Origin of the sequence: Rubripirellula lacrimiformis (genome assembly GCF_007741535.1) — a bacterium.
In the GTDB taxonomy this organism is placed as follows: Bacteria; Planctomycetota; Planctomycetia; order Pirellulales; family Pirellulaceae; genus Rubripirellula; species Rubripirellula lacrimiformis.
Genome location: NZ_CP036525.1, coordinates 2,110,457 through 2,129,540, shown reverse-complemented (window position 1 = coordinate 2,129,540; position 19,084 = coordinate 2,110,457). Strand labels below are relative to the sequence as shown.

The window sequence follows — 19,084 nt, the reverse complement described above, 5'->3', positions numbered from 1 at the left end:
TCCAACCGATCTCTCTGATTCCTCAACCAGAAAAGCCCAAGGCCTTTGGAAGACCTGTCATAGGTCTGTCTGGCCTAAGCGTAAGGGATTCTGGCGGCCGAACCTACCGCCCGCTCATTGCATCCATAAGCGAGTCGAGATGCCACGGTAAAAAGGTGCTGCAAGTCATCCAAACGAGGGGTTCCTAACGAAGATGACGTTGGAAACGATGCGTTTGGCGCTGTCTGCGGCTCTACTCAGATTATTCCCAATCAAACCATAGAAATTGCGTCAGCAGCTGCTATCCTAGGCACCTCTCCCGAGGGGGAGGAAAAGGAATACTTATCTAACGAAGGGTGTCTGACACAACCGTCGTGGCTGCGAAAGCCCAAACGACATTGGCAAACTTACTTGCCGTAATCGCCTGGAAGGGATAAGATCGCACCTTCAAGGACATCGGTTGCCTGTCCACTCACTAATGGAGTTTTGTGATGTCTATCAGATTCACCCAATCATGCCCGACCTGCGGTCGGCGTGTGCAGATCCGTGCTTCGCTGATGGGATATACCGTCGCGTGCCAGCACTGCAATGCAGAATTTGTCGCCGAGTGCACGGATGTTTGCCAAGGATCGGTCGAACCACAGGCCACTGAAACCGTGGACCCGCTGATGGTTCGAGTGGAAGAGGCGCTTCAGCGAGCGGCGAAACAAAAAGCCGTCGTCAACTGATTGATCGGTGATTCTTTAAGCTATTCGCGGCGCTTGCATTGCTGACGCGAGCGTCCCGAACCCCAGATCAGTGGTTTCGGTGCAGGCCAGTGGTGACCGATAACACGGTTGCCGGTAATGCTGCCGCTGATATCGATGCAAGTGACTTGTGGCCCATGGCATCGCAACCGGTAACGCGGGTTCCGAGGCGAAGGCTCTAGGTCTGATCTTGTCCAGGCTACGGCGGTCGAGCGATCTATCTTCGCTGGCCCGATCCGCGTTCTTTCAATGCTTGTCCCAGTTTGTTCCCCAACGAAAAAAGGCCCCGCCGAAGCGGGACCTTTTCGTAGAGACTTTCCGAGGAAGGTTATCTAGCGGCGATTGGGATCGAACCCAGTCTGTGCTAGCTCTTCTTCCTCTTGGATGATGATCCGCGGTGTGACCATCAACATCAGGCTTTGAGCAGTACGTCCCACCGACACGTTTCGGAACAGGCGGCTGACATACGGAATCTTGCTCAACAGCGGCGTACCCTTTTCAGTTCGGCCTTCGGACAGACGCTTGATACCACCCAACAGGATCGTACCACCATCAGGAACACTGACTGTGGTGCTGACCGATGTGAAAGCAAAGGTCGGCAACTGAACCGTGGTACCTTCGACGATCTCGTTTGAATCCTCGGTATCGGTTTCGTCGTCTTCGTCGATCACACCGTCACCGTTGGTGTCGGTTTCATCGCGGCTGCTGTTGCTGGTCGTACGTCGGCCTTCGTAAGTGAAGGTGTCGACGTTTCCGATCTGGCTAAAGAAAGGAACCAGCGTCAGTCGCACGAACCGCTTGTCATCACTGACCAAGCCTTGAACGTTCAACTGTGTGCCTTCGTTCAGAACCACAATGACGGGCTGTTGAGCGACTGCGAAGTCACCGACAACCGGCGTAATGCTGGTCACGAACGGTCGTTGTGACACGTCGCTGATCGTTGCGAATTGTCCGTCGAACAGGGTAACCTTCGGAGCCTGCATCACGTTGGTACGTGTATCGGCTTGCACCGCTTGCAGGAAGAAGAAGGCTTCGATGTCGCTAAGGATTGCAAAACCGAGTGACGATGGAGTCCCGATATTGGCACCACCAAAGGTGGGAACACCGGCACTGACGCTTTGGTCAAACTTAATGTCCAAGTCAGCCGTAGGCACACCGCTGGCACCGATCCCCACCGTTACGCTCGGTCCGGTGTCATCGTCGGGTACCTGACGAGTGTTGTCATCGAAGCTGAGGTCAAAGTCGACACCGATCTGTTCGGCGAAGGTATCCGATAGCGTGATGAACCGAACTTCAATCGTGATCTGCAGGTTTTGCAATCGGCGGAGCGATTCAAGCAGGTCGGCGATCTGGTCGTGAACATCGCTGGTCGTACTGATGACCAAGCTAAGGTTTTGCGAATATTCCTTCATCGTACTAGGACCACCAAGTTGATCCCAAGTATCGGGAACGACAGTGGTTTGAATCAGGTCGATCAGGCTGTCAAAGTTCGCGAACGAGGCTCCCCCCGCACCGCCGCCACCGCCGGGCGGATTGCCCATGCCGAAGCCACCTTGCGATCCCATCGAATGATACTGTCCCAGCACGCTGGGGTTATTCATGCTCATCGGCGACATTTTCTGTGCCATGCCGGTGCCCAGATCGGTCATCGATACAGGCACGACTTGGACGTCACTTCGCGGATTCGACATTTGGTAGGCGTTGCGAAGTGCTCCTGCCAAACCGTCTTCGTAGCTGCTGGTGAAGTTCGGAATGGGCGTCACCAGGTCGGTAACACGGTAAGTCCGCGGAAACACCTTGCTTCGCTTGGCTTCGATACTGGTGATCGTCAAAACGTCGTTTTCGATAACGTGCGTCAGTTCCAATCGTTCCAGGATGATATTCAGTGCACTTTTCAGCGAGATATCGTTCTGCAGTTGTAGCGTTACCGGAGTTTCCGGAGTCACTCGAACCACGCTGAGGGCACGTTCATCGATCACGATGGGAACGCCGGTCACAGCGGCCAAGTCGTCCAGCACTTCACCCAGTGGACGGGCTCGGTACTTGATGTTGACTTGAGTCGACAGCTTCTGCTTGATCGCGTTTTCTGCTGGGCTTAGACGAGGGTCTCCGTCGCCGCGCGATGGCAATCGCGACATCGACAGGTTTTCCCACACCTGAGCGTCGGGCAGAGTCATGGGCCGATCCGGATCCGGACCAATCGATGCACGTTCGACGTCCAACATGTTGTTCAAGTAAGCCAACTCTTTGTCTTCTTGAACTTCTTGATTCAACATGATCTGAGTCCCCATACGACTCATTTGGAACATGCTGGTTGCAATCGGGTCCGAAGGCTTCAGTTCTTGGACTTGCTTGGCCAAGACTTCGGCTTCTTGATAGCGACGTTCTTTGATCAGATCGTTGAAGTCTTCGACCAGGGTCGAGATTTCTTGATCGATACGAATTTCGCGAGAATTCTCTTGGTCCATCTCCATACGGACGGCCTGGTTCTGCAGATCCAGTTCGATCTTCGCCTTGTTGTCAGCGATGTACTTCTTTTGAGCCGACACAGCACGATCGACCATCACGGCCAAGGATCGCTTCGCACTGGCGTCCAAATCGGCATCTTCGACTCGTCCGCGAAGTCGTTCCAGTTGATCCAGGGCATCCAACGGAGCCGCAGTCTTGCTCTGTTCGTTCTTCGCTAGCTCGGCCGTTACCTCGCGGTACAAGCGACGAGTCTTTTCTTGCGATTCAAGTTGTGCCTTGTCGATCGCGGTCAGTTCACCTTGGTCTTTTGCAGCGGCGCCCAAACGGGTTGGCTGCAACAGGGTCAACTTGTCTTTCAGCTGACTACGCTGGGTAGGATCCAGATCGGCTTCATTCTTCCACGCTTCGCGGAAGTTTTGCAGCGCGAGTGCTTTGTCGCCGCTTGATAGTGCACGCATCCCGGCATCAAACATCTCGTTTGCAGCGGACGCTCGGTTGCCGTTCAAAGGCACGGTGTTCTGTACTTGCTGAACAGCCGACGTATCGGCGTCCGCACTGTACAGCATTTGTGCGACGGGGTTTCCATCACCCACTGCCATCGCCGGCTGAACTCCGCTTGGCCACGGGCTGGTGCCGGACACTTGCGCGATACCGCTTCGGCGTGCTGCCGACTCAGCATCTAACACAAGCTGCCAAACACGCGGCTCGCCGGCTGCAAAGTCCTTTTCGGGGACATTCAGCGACTCGGCCTTGTGGGCTAGGGACAATGCCGTGGTGACATCTCCGCGATCCAACGCTGCGCGGCCGATAGCGACCAGACGCAACGCTTCTTGTTTCGGATTCTTTGCGACTGATTGGGCGAGGCCATCCAGCGGAATCGCGTTGCCGATTTCAGGCATTTTGGTGATGCCCAACTGTGGTGGCATCGTCAACAGGGCAGCATCGATACCGATGTTTTCCAGCTGGCCTCGCAAGCCTTGCAGCTCACCAGCCAACTGAGGAAATTTCGACTGCAATGCAGCCGCTGCTCGATAGGACTGAACCGCCGTGTGATAGTCCTGACCTGCAATGGCCCTGCGGACTTCGGCGATCTTCTGTTGGCCGGTCGCGATCGTCGGTGGCGACGTCGTGGTGGCGGTCGACGCTTCGTCGGTTGGGACGGGCATCGAGAACTGTGCTGGCGCATCGGCGTGTGCGAGGAGCCAAAAGGCGGCCACCCAAGCGAGACGACGACTGTGTGCGGGTACGAGGCGGTTCAACGCGACACTCCTTCTTCGCGGTGAGACTTCAATAAGTGGGACAGATTCACAAACCGAGGTGTCGCCAAAAAGACTGAACCTGAGTTGTTGTCCGCTCCCGTCCGATGTTTGCAGAAGTCGCTGGCGGTTGCCCTACCGTTTGCTAATCAAAATTTGCTGGCAACCTACGGCTGATGGATTACTTCGGCGGAAACCGTTCCTCGGTTTCCGCCAAAGCCCCGTTCGATGGGCATTAGCCGCAGACCCAGAGACCCTGCAGTGAGTGGGAATAGCCATAGCAGACAGGCACTGTCAACACGAATCTGACTCAAGAGAAAGAAAATCTTGTTGAGCAGCCCACGGAACTTTCACCGCTGCGAAGCAAAGACGCAGGAAAAGCTTTCTCCGGCCGTTCAGGCCGCACGCGTCGGAACATGCGAAAACCTGAGTTTCGCCATTCGACACTTAGCCACCGGGGACTCTGGTGCGACGCCTGGGGAAGAGACACGCCTGAAAAGATGTTCAGGAGCTGAATCTTTAGGAGCTGGGGACCGAAGACTTTTGCAGGTCGCTGCTCGTCGCTTCCAGCTCGGCAGGAACCGTACCGTCTGACGGCACCAGGGCCTCGGGCGAATCGATGCCAGTTGTTACGCTGCCAGGCGATTGGCTCTGCTCCAAACTAGAAACAATCCGATCGATCTCGGGTGTCATGTCAGCAAGCTGATCGCTCAATTCGCTGATCTTTTGGTAGGCGTCGACATCTTCGGCAAGTGCCACCACTTCCAATCGCCCGATCTGAGTCGGTCGCTGATCGGATCCGGAACGATGCGTGAACAGCGGGATCGAGACGGTCATTTGAAACGCTTTTTCTGGCAAACGAACACTCTGCCAGTTGGCGTGATAGCCCTCATGAAGCCATGCCAAGTTCAAATCGATCTTGACTTTGGCCAAGTCGTGGCTCTTCGCAAATTCAACCAAAGGCTCCCAAACAGTCTCCCAATCTCCATTGCCTTGCAAAGGCACACGTCGCTGGTGCTTCAGCGTTTCACAGCGTGCACTGTTGACCGCAAATGAGTTGACGACATTCGCTGCACGCCCCACCAACAACCTTGCTTCGGCATGCCCGAACGTTCGCGAATAGATCAACGCACCGATCACGATTGCGACGCCCACAGCGGCCAGCGCCGGCATGTGCAGATACAGCGAAAGGACCGACATGGTCGTCGTGATGCCGCACATTAAAGCGACCACCAACAGCATTCCGCGATTGCCGAATTTCAACTGCAGCAGGTGATGCAAGTGACCACGGTCGGTCACATAGATACTTCGTCCGGTTAGCCAACGCCGCAGAATCGCCGCGCTGGAATCGAACAGCGGAATGGCCAGAATCGCGATCGGCGCGGAAGCCAACACTGCGGACTCTTTGAAATTGCTCCAGATCGCCAGCACGCCAAGAAACAATCCGATCATCATGCTGCCCGCATCCCCAAGATAAATGCTGGCTGGCGGACGATTGAAGCACAAGAATCCGAACAGCGCCCCTGCCAGGGCAAATCCGACAACCACACTTAGCATCGAATTGAAAAACAGAGCGGATAGCCCCATTCCGATGCAAATGATCAGCCCCGCTGTGGTGGCCATGCCGTCGGCACCGTCAATCAAATTCAGTGCGTTGACCGCGATCAATAACCAAAGCATCGTCAATGGGAATGAAAAGACACCCAATTCGACAGTAGCCCCGAACAAGCTGATTCGGTGGATCACAGTGCCGCCACCAACCAAGCAGGCGATGATCAAACATTGCAGCAGCAACTTTTGACGGCCACGAAGCCCCCAAGCGTCGTCGATCAATCCGACTAGCAACATAGCCGCAGCGGCGCCGAACAGGATGTACCACCGAATGGAGATTGCCCCAAGCGATTGGCCAAAATACAGACGATCCACCAGGATCGTTCCGGCGAAGGCCAACGCGAGTGAGGCATAGACAGCGACACCGCCCCCAAGAGCAATCGCTTTGGACTGCAGTTTCCGCTGCTGATCAGGACGATCAACAACCCCCGTGGCTCGTGAGATAGCCCGAACCAATGGCACCAAGATCAGTGCCGCCACAGTAGAAAATGCAAGCGAGATCGCAATCAACGATGCCATGAAATAATGCCGACGCGAAAGGGAATCAAAGATGAGAATCTGAGCAAACAAGGTGGCCGAAAGGCAACTTTTCGTGCTGTCAACACCAAAGTCAACAGCAGGTCGCAACGCCCGGTGCACAGTATAAGGTCGCTTGAATCAGACAAAACCGGTGAACTCGTAATTACCGCAAGTTTTAACGTCCGGATGCGACGCTTAGCCGTTTTGGAAGACTTGCAGGACGTGCCGAAGCCGCGCCATCGCCAGGACAGTTAGACAAGACTCAACCGGCACAGTTACGATTTTCGGTGTTTTTGTCTAATCCGGCCCCTTCGATGGGGCGATAAGTAGTCCAGAGCGACGTGTCTCATCGACACGACCCGCACGATCTGCATGACTGACATACCGAATGCCGTTGTAGCCAAGGGGGGCCAAAATGGCGATTCGTTCCATTGGTGCGAAAGCACTTCAACAGAACAAATCTGACTGGGTCAATGTGGCCGAGTCGAAATCCGTCGCGACGAACTCACTGGAACTGGGCTGTGCCGGTTCTGATGCGATCGATCCGGCAACCAAATGTACACCTAAACTTCGCTCGCTGCGTCGATGGTTAACAGCTGGTTGTCTTGGACTGATCGTTGTCGGATCGACCGGCTGCACGATGACGGCAGGCTTCGGCCGGTCGTTAGCCCACTCCGAGTGCATCGACGACTTTATGATCGGGTATCGCAACAAAGCGTTAGCCGAGAAAGCATGGCACTGCCGCAAGAGCCAGTTTGGCAAGCAGTGCTACGGCAAAGAATTCAAAGACGGATTCATCCAAGGCTACATGGAAGTTGCACAAGGCGGCTACGCTTGCACGCCGGCAATGGCACCATCGAAGTACTGGGGATGGCGTTATCAGTCGGCCAATGGCCAAGGCGCCGTGAACGCTTGGTTCCAAGGATTCCCCGAGGGTGCTCGCGCAGCCGAAGAAGACGGAATCGGAAACTGGAGCCAGGTTAGCGTTCAAACACGTCCGACCCAGCAGCCTGCGATGGCACCGCCACCGATGCCCTATGGGACTCCTGTTCCGATCGAATCGACGCCTGCGAACCCGTTCTACCAAGAACACGATATCGTTCCTGGACCGGCCAATTTTGACGTGCCCTCCGGAGCTTCGGAAGTCATCGAAACACTGGCGCCGTCCAACAGCGCCAGCTTTGATCCGACTGGATCTTCGTCGCTGTCGGACTACGAGTCCGGTTTCGATTCATCGCAGGCAGAAGCCTATACCGCGATGACGGATAACAGCGACATCGATATTGATCAGGTTTTCGGCGCTTCGTCGGGATCGGTCACCATCAGTGACGAAGACGACAACTCGCTTCCGTTCAGTTTCGAGTAACGCGACAAGACAAGGCGATTTCGAAAGGATTTCGGGATCGTTCATCTGGCCGAGGCTACCTCCTTGGCCATTCGTTAGACCGGCGGCTCTGGCCACGGCTTCCAGCAATTCAGAATCGAGCCCTACCAAGAGAGTTCAGGGATGAAAACTAAAATTCCAGCCGTCGAGCGGACACGGCGTTTGATCCGCTCCGCAACGACAGCCGTTGCGGCCAGCCTGGTTGCCACGGCACTTTCTGGGTGCTCGGCTTTGACGCAGCCGATCAACGGAGTGCCGGCAGATCGATTGCCGCCGCAGTTCTTTGCCGAGCCCAAGAATGACTTGGTGCCTGTCGACATTGCTCTGCTGTCGATCGAACCACCCCGCAACTACCAAATCTCCGGTGGTGACATCCTGGGCATCTATGTGGAAGGCGTTTTGCCTTTCAACCCGCCCAACCAACCACCCGAACCGCCTCCGGTTAACTTCCCGGATGCAGAAAGCACGCTGCCACCATCGATCGGATACCCCATCGCGGTCCAAGATGACGGCACGCTCTCGCTTCCCTTGGTCGAACCTTTGGACGTCGAAGGCCTGACCTTGGAACAAGTTCGCGACGCGATTCGCGACAAATACATCGACGAGGACATCCTGCGTCCTGAAAAAGTTCGCCCGATCGTCACGATCATCAAAGAACGAACCTACGACGTCATCGTGGTTCGCGAAGATGGCGGCGGCACCGGGAACGGATCTCTTTCAACCCAGAACGTGGCCGCTCAGTTCTTCAGTGGCGGTAGCGACCGAAGTGCATCCGGCGGTTTGGTCAAGCTTCCCGCATACCAGAACGACATCCTTCACGCTCTGGTCGAAACCGGTGGTCTGCCCGGCTTGAATGCGAAGAACGAAGTCAAAGTTCTGCGAGCCAACCGAGCCGACCAACGGATGCGTGCTCAGTTCATGCAACAGTGGTACGCTCAACAACAAGCTGCCAAACTGGACCCTTGTTCGTGCCCACCACCTTTGCCAGAGGATCCTTCGATCCTAAGGATTCCTTTGCGAGTCAAACCAGGTGTTGTTCCGAACATCCCGGAAGACCAGATCGTTCTGAACGACGGAGACATTGTTTACATCGAGTCGCGAGAAACCGAAGTTTACTACACCGGCGGCTTGCTAAACGGTGGCGAATTCCCGCTGCCTCGTGACTATGACTTGGATGTTCTTGGGGCGATCTCGATTGCCGGATCCAGTGTCGGTGGAACGGCTAGCCAGTTCGGCACATCGATCGGCCGAGGCGTGCAGGGTGTACCACCAGGAATGCTGTACATCCTTCGCAAAGACGATTGTGGTGGACAGGTCGCCATCGAAGTGGATCTATCCGCTGCGATCAACGACCCACGACAACGCCCACTTGTGAAAGCTGGCGACACACTGATCCTGCAGTACAAGTGTGAAGAAGAGGCGATCAACTTCGGTCTGTCGACGTTCTTCACCTTCGGTATCGCAGAGATCTTCCGACAAGCTCGCTAAGGCTGACTCAGGCATCGCGATCAGAAATCAAAAGCCTCGCATCGTCTCAGGACGGTGCGAGGTTTTTTTCTTGGGATTCCCATCTCCATGCTAGAAAGAACGGCGATCAGCCATTCCTTCACTTGGCATCCTGGTCGGGGCGTTCATTAGAGAGTTGCTTCAGGAAACGTTCCAGTTCCGTCGGCGATCGTCCCTGCAATGGCACGAACGGTTCCGGCAAATCAAGCTCGCTCCACCATCGATCCTTTGGCACGTCCCAAGCCTTGTCTCGAAACGGCCCCGGATCATCTTGAACCCAATCGTCGCGCCACCACCCTCGTCGGACCTGCGTCAAGTCAACATTGGGATCCACCATTGGCACCGGCTTGCGACCATTCAAAGAAACCAGCGCCAAGGCGTAGACACGATTCTGGGGAACTCCTAACTCAGCCGCTGCTTCACTGATGGCTACCGCAGTCTGTCGAATCAATTCAGGATGATGATCGGCGCGTTGTGCCTGGTACCCGGTCAAAACGATCGTCGATGGGACAAACAAAAATTCGTCGCTATTCTGATCCACCACCAAATAATGTGTCAGCGCATCTTTGTGGCGTAACATCATCCGCCAACCAAACCGATGCCCCCGTTCGTTCCAGTTCGAATCACCTGGATAAATCGCGGCCCGCAGCGGCAACAGAAGGTGAACGATCACGTACATCCACGCTAACGACGTGGCCCAGCGTGGCGATGGGTTCAATCGAACAGCGTTGGACGAACAACTTCTGACAACTTCTGGGTCGACCGGCTTCGCCCCGACAAATAACCGCAAACGCCGCCCCAGTGTATCGGGGGGGAAGAAGACGACCATCGTGGCCAACATAAACCAAGGAAAAACACCGATGTTCAGTGTCGCCGCGTTGGTCAAATGGAACACCAACGAAAGGGCCACAGCAAGCCATCGTGTCGGTCGCCAAAGCAGCATCGGCACGACCAGCAAATCGTAAGCGAACCCGCTGTACGCAAACCCCTGCACGACGCCCGGCAACTCACTGATTGGGCGACCGCCCACTTCGAAGCGTGTTCGCAGGATCAGTTCGCCAGGCTGACCGCGAAACCAATCACCGTTCAGCTTTGCGATTGCCCCGTAGAAATACGGCAACCCCAACTGGAAGCGAAGCAACCACAATTGCCAGCGAGGGAAAGACCGTCGGCGCCGCTGAATTCCCCACCACGCATCCAGCGACCATCGCCCACCAACCGGCAGGAACACCAACAGCCCTGCAGTCAGCGACAAGAGGTAGTAATGGTTGACGTAGATCTGGCGTTCGACCAGCAACACATAGGCGATCGAAAAACAAAGCGTCGCAGCGCAGACCCGCGACAGCAATCCGAAAACTAATCCAACCGCAGCAATCTTGGTGATCGCAAAGTGCCACCACATCCCATCAGCAGTCCATCGCTGGACCCACTGGAACGGTTCGTACTTGAACAGGAATCGTGGCTCGACAAAGATCGCCAAATACTGATCGTTTCGCAAAAACGAATCCGCCCAACAGTAAATTGCAATCGCGACAACGATTCGAACCCACACCAGGATTAACGAATCGACGGCGTCGTTAGCCGAACGCGGTATCATCGCCAACTGGCCCCAAGACTTCGCCTGCGAAGTTTGATCGCGATGTTGCGTTTCGGAAACAGATGCCGACAACAGAGACACCGAAAGGAAAAGAGCATGGGGGATGACGATGACGCTTGATCAAACAGAACGCGCATAAAAAAACGAGAGATCCCGGCCACGACGATTGCGAAATCATTGGCAATCGATCGACGGATCTCTCGTCTATGAAAAGTTTTATGGTCTTGACACCTTGCGTCAAGACCGACCTCGTTCGAGTTGCCAAATCTTTCCGACGCTTCGCCGCATCTTCCTGCGCCAAGCTGCTCGCTCAATTAGGCCGTGTCGAACCGCCCCCCAGGCTTGGAATTAGCAAGCAGCTTCCTGTTCCTAACGACACCACCCGACACGGAACTCGACTAGGCTATCAGGATGAACGCATCCCTTACCGTCGCACCCAACGACCACTACCACTTCGTCACTGGACGATTGGCAGAGGCCGCCGTGCGCGCGGTTGTCGAAGAGCTTGCCGAACAACATTCGTTGTCCTTTTCGATCGGTGTCATGCCCATCACGGTCGCGGCTTTGATGACGCCCAAATGGCTAAAACGACACCTGCAGATCCCAGCCCAAGCAACGCATGTCATCCTGCCTGGCTATTGCCAGAACGGCATCGAAGAACTGACGGAATCGATCCAAATCCCCGTCATTTGCGGACCAAACGATTGCAGAGCTATCCCGGAACTGTTCGGCGGCAAAAAAAGACAAGCGGACTTCGGACAGCACGACATCGACATCATCGCCGAGATCAATCACGCACCACGAAGGTCCATCGACGAAGTCATTCGCATCGGACATCAGCTCCGCGCCGAGGGCGCCGATGTGATCGACTTTGGCTGCGACCCATCGACGCGATGCAATGCGGTGGGAGATTACGTTGCTGCATTAGTGGACCAAGGACTGCGAGTATCGATCGATACCTTTGATCCTTGGGAAGCCGCCGCGGCAACAAAGCGGGGCGCTTCGCTGGTGCTTTCCGTCAACTCAACCAACCGCCTTGCTGCGGTCGATTGGGGATGCGAAGTCGTCGCCATTCCAGACGTACCAGGCGACGAAAAAAGTTTCCAAAAAACCATCGACTTTTTGTCCGACAACAACGTTCCGTTTCGCTTGGACCCGATTTTGGAACCCATCGGTGGCAGCTTTACCGAAAGCTTGGTGCGTTACGCGAAAGTGCGACGTGACTATCCCGACGCTGCGATGATGATGGGCATCGGCAACCTGACCGAACTAACGGATGTCGATTCGGCAGGAATCAACTTCATGTTGTTGGCCATCTGCCAAGAACTGAAAATTCACAGCGTGCTAACGACCCAAGTCATCAACTGGGCACGTTCATCCGTTCGCGAATGTGACTTAGCCAGACGCCTGACTCACTACAGCATCAGGCATGGGGTTCCGCCCAAGCGTTTGTCGGACGGGCTGGTCATGCTTCGCGATGCCAAACTACGCCCCTTTCCATCGGCCGGGTTAACGGGACTTGCGGAGTCGATCAAGGACAACAACTACCGTTTGTTTGCACAGGACGATCAAATCCACTTGCTATCCGCTGGACTGCACCTTAACGATTCAGACCCTTTTCGATTGTTTGATCGGCTGATGAACGAGAGCGTTTCGGACAACGTGGATGCCGGACACGCGTTCTATCTTGGATACGAGATGGCCAAAGCATCCATCGCGCTGACCCTCGGCAAACAGTACTCCCAAGACCAATCGCTGGACTGGGGCATCCTGACCAAAACCGAAGACCTGCACCGAATCAAACGCAGCAGCCGTCACCGCGCGACTGCCCCAAGCCAATCCGAGATCGAATCAGCACCGGACAATCCACCGGCCTGATCACACCACACTGCGCCATCATCGCCACCACACTGCGCCATCATCGCCACCACGGTGCGTCATCATCGCCACCACACTGCGCCATCATCGCCACCACGGTGCTGTCACGCCGGAGACGCCCAGCAGCAATAGCAGCACCAATGTCAATCGACGCAGCCGCTCGGTCCCCAACCATGTGCCGAAACGCAGCCCCATGATGGCGCTCAACCATAACACCGGAATCGATGCCGCGGCTGACACCGCCGGTGCAACAATCCGGTCGCCGAAAGCGATGTACAGAATCGCCAGCGCAGGAATGATGCTGATCAGATACATCGTGAACAGGAATCCTCGCGTCTGCTTGGAATCCCAATCGTGAGCCTGGACCCAGAACACCATCACAGGCCCTCCCATTCCCACCACTCCCTGCAAAAATCCCGAAACGGGAAACGCGAGCCACGCCCAAATCGGATGCAGCGAACTTCGGGGCACTGGGTTGAACCACATGATCGCCAGCGTCGCGGCCAGCACGACCCCACCGACAATCTGTCGGATGCTATCGGTCGGCAGCGACTCCATCGAATACAGCAACATCACGCCGACAGGCAAGAAAAGAACGCGGGCCAATGCGGGCCAGACCACTCGCCGGGGCGAGATGGAATCACGCAGGGACCAAACGCCCCAAACGTTCTGGGGGATCGTCGCAACCAACATCGCAGCCTGGGCCGCTGGAATCGTGTAACCACACCAAAGTAATGCGGGAACAATCAGCAAGCCGGCCGCGAAGCCAGCTGCCGACTGAACAAAAATACCGAAGCACAAGATCATCGTGATCGGCAACAACGAAATCCATTCATCCATCAACGTGGACACCTTCGATCCGCATCCCCGTTGACGCGTCGAACACATGAACGTCGCCCACGGACGCGGACAACACAAGCTCGCCATCCAGGGGCACAGTGGGTGCGGGCGACAGGACGGCTGTCGCCCAATTGCGATCTAGCCCGTCACGATTCGATCCGCCGCCTTGATACCCGGCGCCAGGTGTCGCATCGGGACCTACCGGCGCAGTCAACTGCACACCCTGGCTCACGCGGCACCAGGAACGATCCGCTAATGGCGGCGACCAAGACAGTCCCCAATCATCTGCGGCCACACCACCAACCAACGATGTTCCGATGACAAAACGATCGGGCCGAACAGCCAACACCACCGCACGATCAGTAGCGGCGTCTTGCGGACACTTCAACGTTCCAAGTTGAACACGTTCGTCTTGCGAAACGATCTTGCCGCGACGAATGATTGCCGGGAACCGATTGATCGGCGGCGAACCAATCGCATTGGCCACCGCTAGGCTAGCGGGCGCATCGTAAATCGTTTCGGGCTTGGCGATCTGGACGATGGTTCCACCATCGATCACGGCAATGACGTCTGCCATCCGCATCGCTTCGTCGCCGTCATGCGTGACGTGAATGGTCAGACCGGGCTGCTGCGAATGCCAGCGTTTCAGGTCGCCGGCCAAGGCATGTCGTATCGGGCCATCCAGGGCGGAAAGCGGTTCGTCCAACAATCGCACCGGTGCATTTCGAGCGATCGCCTTTGCAATCGCAGCCCGACGCAGCTCCCCCCCACTGAGCCCATCCGGATACCGATCAACGATCGCGGCGATCCCCGTCAACTCGATTGCCTGATCCAGTTGAGATTGCCGAACCGACCGATCAGCCACCGATCGAACCGTCGTCGCCAACGTTTCTCGGATCGTCAGATGGGGGTACAAAGCATCCTGCTGGAACACCATCGCGACCCCTCGATCGCGTGCTGGCACACCGCCCACGTCACGTCCGTCGATGATGACGTTTCCAGAATCCGCCGCCTGCAGACCCGCGATGATTTTCAGCGTGGTCGATTTCCCGCTTCCGCTGGCACCCAGAAAGACGACGTAGGGTTGCGGCGCTTGAGCGAGTATTTCGGGCGGAATGACGAAATCCAGGCCTCTTAACACTACGTTTCCCCCCAACGTCGACTCGATATTGCGAAGTTCGACTTGGGACATGGAAAAGGGCAAGTTAGAATGGGGGGGCAGTCTGTATCGCCGATCCGAGCGTTTCGGCGGCTTTCCAGACGACGGCTGGCGCAATCATGACGGACCCAGCCCCGGTACCGACATTGTAACCATCAGTCGCAAGATCCGAGAGGCGGCTGAGGGCCTGTTTTCGTGACGCTTTCGGTCTTGCATCTCAAGCGGCGTGCTTTCGGTAACGCCCACCTAAGCTGGAGTCCCACCTGATGAAATCTACCCTCCGCCACATCGCCGAATCGTTCCGATTCAAAACGGGATCAGCGGCCGTCGCGATCATCGTCCTCCTGATAGCATCGAGCAGCCTAACAACACGAGCCGACGAAAGCACTAAGGCGCCCGAGTCGCAACTGAAGTCCGCCGAAGATACCGACGAAGCCGCCGACGACGACGAAAGCACTTATGTGCCGAAATCGGAATCTAGCCTGCGACGATCGTTGACTCGAATCGAATTCGACGTGACCCAAAACGAAGCGACCGAACCTGCCTTTCGGAACAAGTACTGGAACAACAAAGACGATGGCCACTACGAATGCGTTGTCTGCGGCCGCGATCTGTTCGACAGCAAAACCAAGTTCAAATCGGGAACCGGGTGGCCCAGCTTCTATGCACCGCTGAAAGCTGATCACGTGGGATACAAGACGGACAACTATTTCTTCTATTCCCGTACCGAAGTTCATTGCTCGCGATGCAATGCCCACCTTGGACATGTTTTCAACGACGGTCCACCACCAACCGGCAAACGCTACTGCATGAACAGTGCGTCGATGAAATTTGTGAAAGCCAGACCGCCCAAAACATCGTCAAACGAACCGGCGTCGACACAATCCGCGTCCAAAGACTGATAGGGCACCACGGCCAGTATGGGCACGTCGGTATAACGAGCAATCTGATCCGCATTGCCATCGATGGATCCATCGGTTTGTCCAGTTGGATCACAGAGGATGACTCCATCGGGATTCAACCCACGGTGACGCGCCGCCGCGATGGTCGCCAAAGTTTGGTGGATTGCCCCCAACCGATTGGCGGCCACGATGATTAGTTTGCAACCGTCAAACTTCAGGGCTAGATCAATATTCAGCACGCCATCGGCTAGCGGACTGAAAAGACCACCGGCGCCCTCGATGATCAACGCATCGCAATTGCCCGCCCAGGCATCCGCTCCGCGAAAAAGCAAATCGCTGTCGACGCCCCGGCCTTCCGCCGCCGCCGCCGCCGGAGGTGCCAAAGGAGCTAAGAACCGCTGCGGACAAACGACGTCCATCGCGTCGGGACAACCAGCCGCCCCAGCCAGCGCGACTGCATCGTCGGCGATCCGCACCCCGTCGACTTCCCGGCACCCACTGGCCACCGGTTTGTAGACACCCACCACTCGCCCTCGCTCGGCGATGACTTTGGTCACCAGGCAGGCGACATAAGTTTTCCCCACATCGGTGTCGGTGCCTGCAAAAAACAAGGTCGGCGGCGTACCATGGGGCGACGTCATGTTTGGGCTCTATTTCCGATTGATCACTGAAGGTTTGGCTTGTGACACGCAATGTTCGCTTATCGTTGGTGCAAATGCGAGACGCCGGTTCGACACAGGCCTGCGTTGACGCAGCCGTGCATTGGATCGAAAAGGCCGCCGATGACGGAGCCCAGATCGTTTGCCTGCAGGAACTGTTCACCGGCCCATATCCGTGCCAAGCCGAAGATCATCGGATGTTTGATCTGGCCGAAGCGATCCCCGGTCCAACCACTCAGACGCTAGCCAAAATCGCGGCCAAACGCGAGGTTGTGATCGTCGCGCCGCTGTTCGAACGACGGGCACCTGGGCTGTACCACAACACGGTTGCCGTTCTGGACGCCGACGGCAGTGTCGCCGGGACCTATCGCAAGATGCACATTCCCGATGACCCGTTGTTCTACGAAAAGTTCTACTTCACGCCCGGTGATCTAGGATTTACCCCCATCCAGACTCGCTATGCGAAACTGGGCGTGGGCATTTGCTGGGATCAATGGTATCCCGAAGCGGCTCGATTGTTCGCGTTGGCTGGCGCCGAAATCCTGCTGTACCCCACTGCGATCGGCTGGATTGACGAAGAGAAAGACGAATTCGGGGCAGGCCAACAAGACGCTTGGCGGACCGCCATGCGAGCACACGCGATCGCCAACGGACTTTGGCTCGGCGCCCCCAATCGCGTGGGAATCGAAGGCCGATTGGAATTCTGGGGATCATCCTTCATCGCATCTCCGCGCGGCGAGGTGGTGGCCCAGGCCGGCAGTGTTGACGATGGGCTGGTGACCACCGATTGCCAGCTCGGCGAAATCGACGTCGTCCGAACCCACTGGCCGTTTTTGCGAGACCGCCGAATCGACGCCTACCAAGGCCTGACCAAACGATATCTGGACTAGGCGGCTGCAATTCCGCAGAGCCGATGGCGTCCAATCCGGACGCCATCGACGGATACGCCGCAGCCTCCCAGCCCCCCCCCAGCCCCCCCATCCCAGGTTCCCGCCATCTCGGCGGGTCCGCCACCGCTGGATCCACCAATAGCGGTCCTAAGGGCTGGGACATCGATGCGGGCAGGCCGACTTTTTTACGTTGCTAGCAAGCCAAACGCCGATAACTCAAGAAGGAGTTTTCGGCCTTCTGGATCCTGCGAGAGAGCAATCGAATGCGACGTTCAATTTTCATCGCCCTGGGCATCATGGCCGTCATCCTAGGCGTCGAATTTCTGCTGATTGACAGCGCCAATCTATACGCAGCGGGCGATACCCGGCCATCGTCGTTCATCAATCCCGCTGGCATCCCCACAAGCAATGTCAGTGTTTGGCGGCCCAAGGAGTGGATGCCTTGGGCATTCCTGTCCGGCGGTGCCATCACGGTACTGTACGCATTCACACTACCGAAGCGTTGGCGCGGTTCTGCGGCCTAGGGATTCAGGGCAACCAAGTGGACGCAGCTATTGACGAACAAAGGGTTGCGATTTAACTTGCGATCAAAGGGTTTCATGCTGAGGCCCGCAACATTAGACAAACTAATACAAGATATTTTAGCAGCCCGGATCTTTGCACCTACGAACGCTTGAACTTTTCTGCACGATTGCCGAGCAACGTAGCTTTTCGAAAGCTGCGGAGGCTCACGATTTGACCCAGAGTGCCGCCAGCCAGGCGATCGGGCACCTGGAAGAATCGCTCGGCGTGCGGTTGATCGACCGTTCCAAGCGACCGCTGGTTCTGACGCCCGAAGGGCAAACCTACCTCAGCGGTCTGCGTGGCGTGCTTCGCAGTTACCAGCGGCTAGAGGAAGAAGTCCGCAGTATCAGCTGCACCCTTCGTGGCCGAATCACCATCGGAACGATCGTTTCGGTGGGCTTGAGCTACATGCCGGCGGCGACCGAAGCGTTCGCCAGACTGCATCCCGAAGTCGACGTGATGACCGAGTTCGGGTCCGCCGATCGGGTGGTGGAAATGACCACCGAGGGCGAAGTTGACTTCGGACTGGTAAGCTTTCCCAAGAGCACCAAGCGAATCCAGTGCATTCCCTGGCAGCAAGAGCCGATGCGGATCGTCTGTTCAGCCGAGCATCCTCTGGCTGAAAAGCGTCAGATGACGCTGGACCAGCTTCGCGGATCCGACATGATCGGGTTCGACCGCGAGTTGATTTTGCGACAAGAAATCGATCGCTGTTTGGCTCGCGCGGGCGTTGCGGTCAACGTCCGGATGGAGTTTGACAACGTGGATTCGATGATTCGGGCAATCCAAGCCAATCGTGGCATGGGAATCATCCCCGAGGCGGCGGTACGCCGCGAAACAGCCAATGGCTCGCTACGCGTAGTGGCCTGCAGAGAGTGGCGCATGACGCGTCCGCTTGGAATGATCTTCCGTCGATCAGGACGTCTTAGCCGAGCCGCCAACGAGTTCGGTTCATTACTGCTTGGACGAGCGATTGAATCGGAAATAAAGAGCAAATCCGGCAGCCGCAAGGCTGCTGCGGAAAGCGGTTCGATCGAAGCCGGCAACGGCACTTCGATCGTCGCTTGAGACCCCCGATCGTTGCGATCGAACCAGATTCCGCATCCGCGGCCGCACCCCCGGTGC

14 protein-coding genes are annotated in these 19,084 nt (G+C 56.5%); 8 read left to right on the top strand and 6 right to left on the bottom strand.

All coding sequences use genetic code 11. From position 1 onward, the window contains the following. Positions 1–470: 470 nt before the first annotated feature. On the top strand, positions 471–707 hold the full coding sequence (locus K227x_RS07450) for a response regulator (RefSeq protein ID WP_145168943.1): 237 nt from the start codon (positions 471–473) through the stop codon (positions 705–707). A 350-nt stretch (positions 708–1,057) separates the two neighbouring features. Here the strand turns inward: K227x_RS07450 and K227x_RS07445 are convergent, their stop codons facing one another. Continuing rightward, the gene (locus tag K227x_RS07445; protein ID WP_246146639.1) at positions 1,058–4,453 is read right to left on the bottom strand and encodes a type II secretion system protein GspD; all 3,396 of its coding nucleotides are present in this window, start codon (positions 4,451–4,453) and stop codon (positions 1,058–1,060) included. A gap of 516 nt (positions 4,454–4,969) precedes the next feature. Continuing rightward, positions 4,970–6,580, bottom strand: coding sequence for an MraY family glycosyltransferase (locus tag K227x_RS07440; RefSeq protein ID WP_145168942.1), 1,611 nt, complete (start codon positions 6,578–6,580; stop codon positions 4,970–4,972). Between the two features lie 415 nt (positions 6,581–6,995). Here K227x_RS07440 and K227x_RS07435 point away from each other — a divergent pair, with 415 nt between their 5' ends. Both K227x_RS07435 and K227x_RS07430 read left to right on the top strand, forming a co-directional pair. Next, complete coding sequence (locus K227x_RS07435) at positions 6,996–7,946, top strand: hypothetical protein (RefSeq protein WP_145168941.1); 951 nt, start codon at positions 6,996–6,998, stop codon at positions 7,944–7,946. A gap of 141 nt (positions 7,947–8,087) precedes the next feature. After that, entirely contained in the window at positions 8,088–9,452 is a 1,365-nt protein-coding gene (locus tag K227x_RS07430) for a polysaccharide biosynthesis/export family protein (protein WP_145168940.1), read from the top strand. 118 nt (positions 9,453–9,570) lie between these two features. Here K227x_RS07430 and K227x_RS07425 read toward each other — a convergent pair whose 3' ends face one another. Continuing rightward, positions 9,571–11,139 carry an HTTM domain-containing protein gene (locus tag K227x_RS07425; RefSeq protein ID WP_145168939.1) on the bottom strand — a complete coding sequence of 523 codons (1,569 nt, stop codon included), beginning with the start codon at positions 11,137–11,139 and terminating at the stop codon, positions 9,571–9,573. 339 nt (positions 11,140–11,478) lie between these two features. Between K227x_RS07425 and K227x_RS07420 the strand changes: the two genes are divergently transcribed. Beyond that, positions 11,479–12,945: a DUF6513 domain-containing protein gene (locus K227x_RS07420; RefSeq protein WP_145168938.1), complete on the top strand. Its 1,467-nt coding sequence runs from the start codon at positions 11,479–11,481 to the stop codon at positions 12,943–12,945. 84 nt (positions 12,946–13,029) lie between these two features. Here the strand turns inward: K227x_RS07420 and K227x_RS07415 are convergent, their stop codons facing one another. Together K227x_RS07415 and K227x_RS07410 are read right to left on the bottom strand one after the other, a co-directional pair. Further along, positions 13,030–13,785 (bottom strand): TSUP family transporter, encoded by a 756-nt coding sequence (locus K227x_RS07415; protein ID WP_145168937.1) that lies wholly within the window; start codon positions 13,783–13,785, stop codon positions 13,030–13,032. Then, positions 13,778–14,977, bottom strand: a complete 1,200-nt coding sequence (locus K227x_RS07410; RefSeq protein ID WP_145168936.1) for an ABC transporter ATP-binding protein — start codon at positions 14,975–14,977, stop codon at positions 13,778–13,780. Before K227x_RS07410 ends, K227x_RS07415 begins: the two co-directional genes overlap by 8 nt. A 233-nt stretch (positions 14,978–15,210) precedes the next feature. On the opposite strand from K227x_RS07410, the gene msrB reads away from it, so the two are divergent. Further along, positions 15,211–15,846, top strand: a complete 636-nt coding sequence (gene msrB / locus K227x_RS07405; protein WP_145168935.1) for a peptide-methionine (R)-S-oxide reductase MsrB — start codon at positions 15,211–15,213, stop codon at positions 15,844–15,846. Here msrB and bioD read toward each other — a convergent pair. Next, positions 15,747–16,487: a dethiobiotin synthase gene (bioD, locus tag K227x_RS07400; protein ID WP_145168934.1), complete on the bottom strand. Its 741-nt coding sequence runs from the start codon at positions 16,485–16,487 to the stop codon at positions 15,747–15,749. The genes msrB and bioD overlap by 100 nt on opposite strands. A 41-nt stretch (positions 16,488–16,528) precedes the next feature. Between bioD and K227x_RS07395 the strand changes: the two genes are divergently transcribed. From K227x_RS07395 to K227x_RS07385, 3 genes are all read left to right on the top strand, one after another. Continuing rightward, the gene (locus K227x_RS07395) at positions 16,529–17,395 is read left to right on the top strand and encodes a carbon-nitrogen hydrolase (RefSeq protein ID WP_145168933.1); all 867 of its coding nucleotides are present in this window, start codon (positions 16,529–16,531) and stop codon (positions 17,393–17,395) included. A 263-nt stretch (positions 17,396–17,658) separates the two neighbouring features. Further along, the gene (locus K227x_RS07390) at positions 17,659–17,919 is read left to right on the top strand and encodes a hypothetical protein (protein WP_145168932.1); all 261 of its coding nucleotides are present in this window, start codon (positions 17,659–17,661) and stop codon (positions 17,917–17,919) included. Between the two features lie 133 nt (positions 17,920–18,052). Beyond that, entirely contained in the window at positions 18,053–19,027 is a 975-nt protein-coding gene (locus K227x_RS07385; RefSeq protein ID WP_145168931.1) for a LysR family transcriptional regulator, read from the top strand. Positions 19,028–19,084 lie beyond the last annotated feature (57 nt).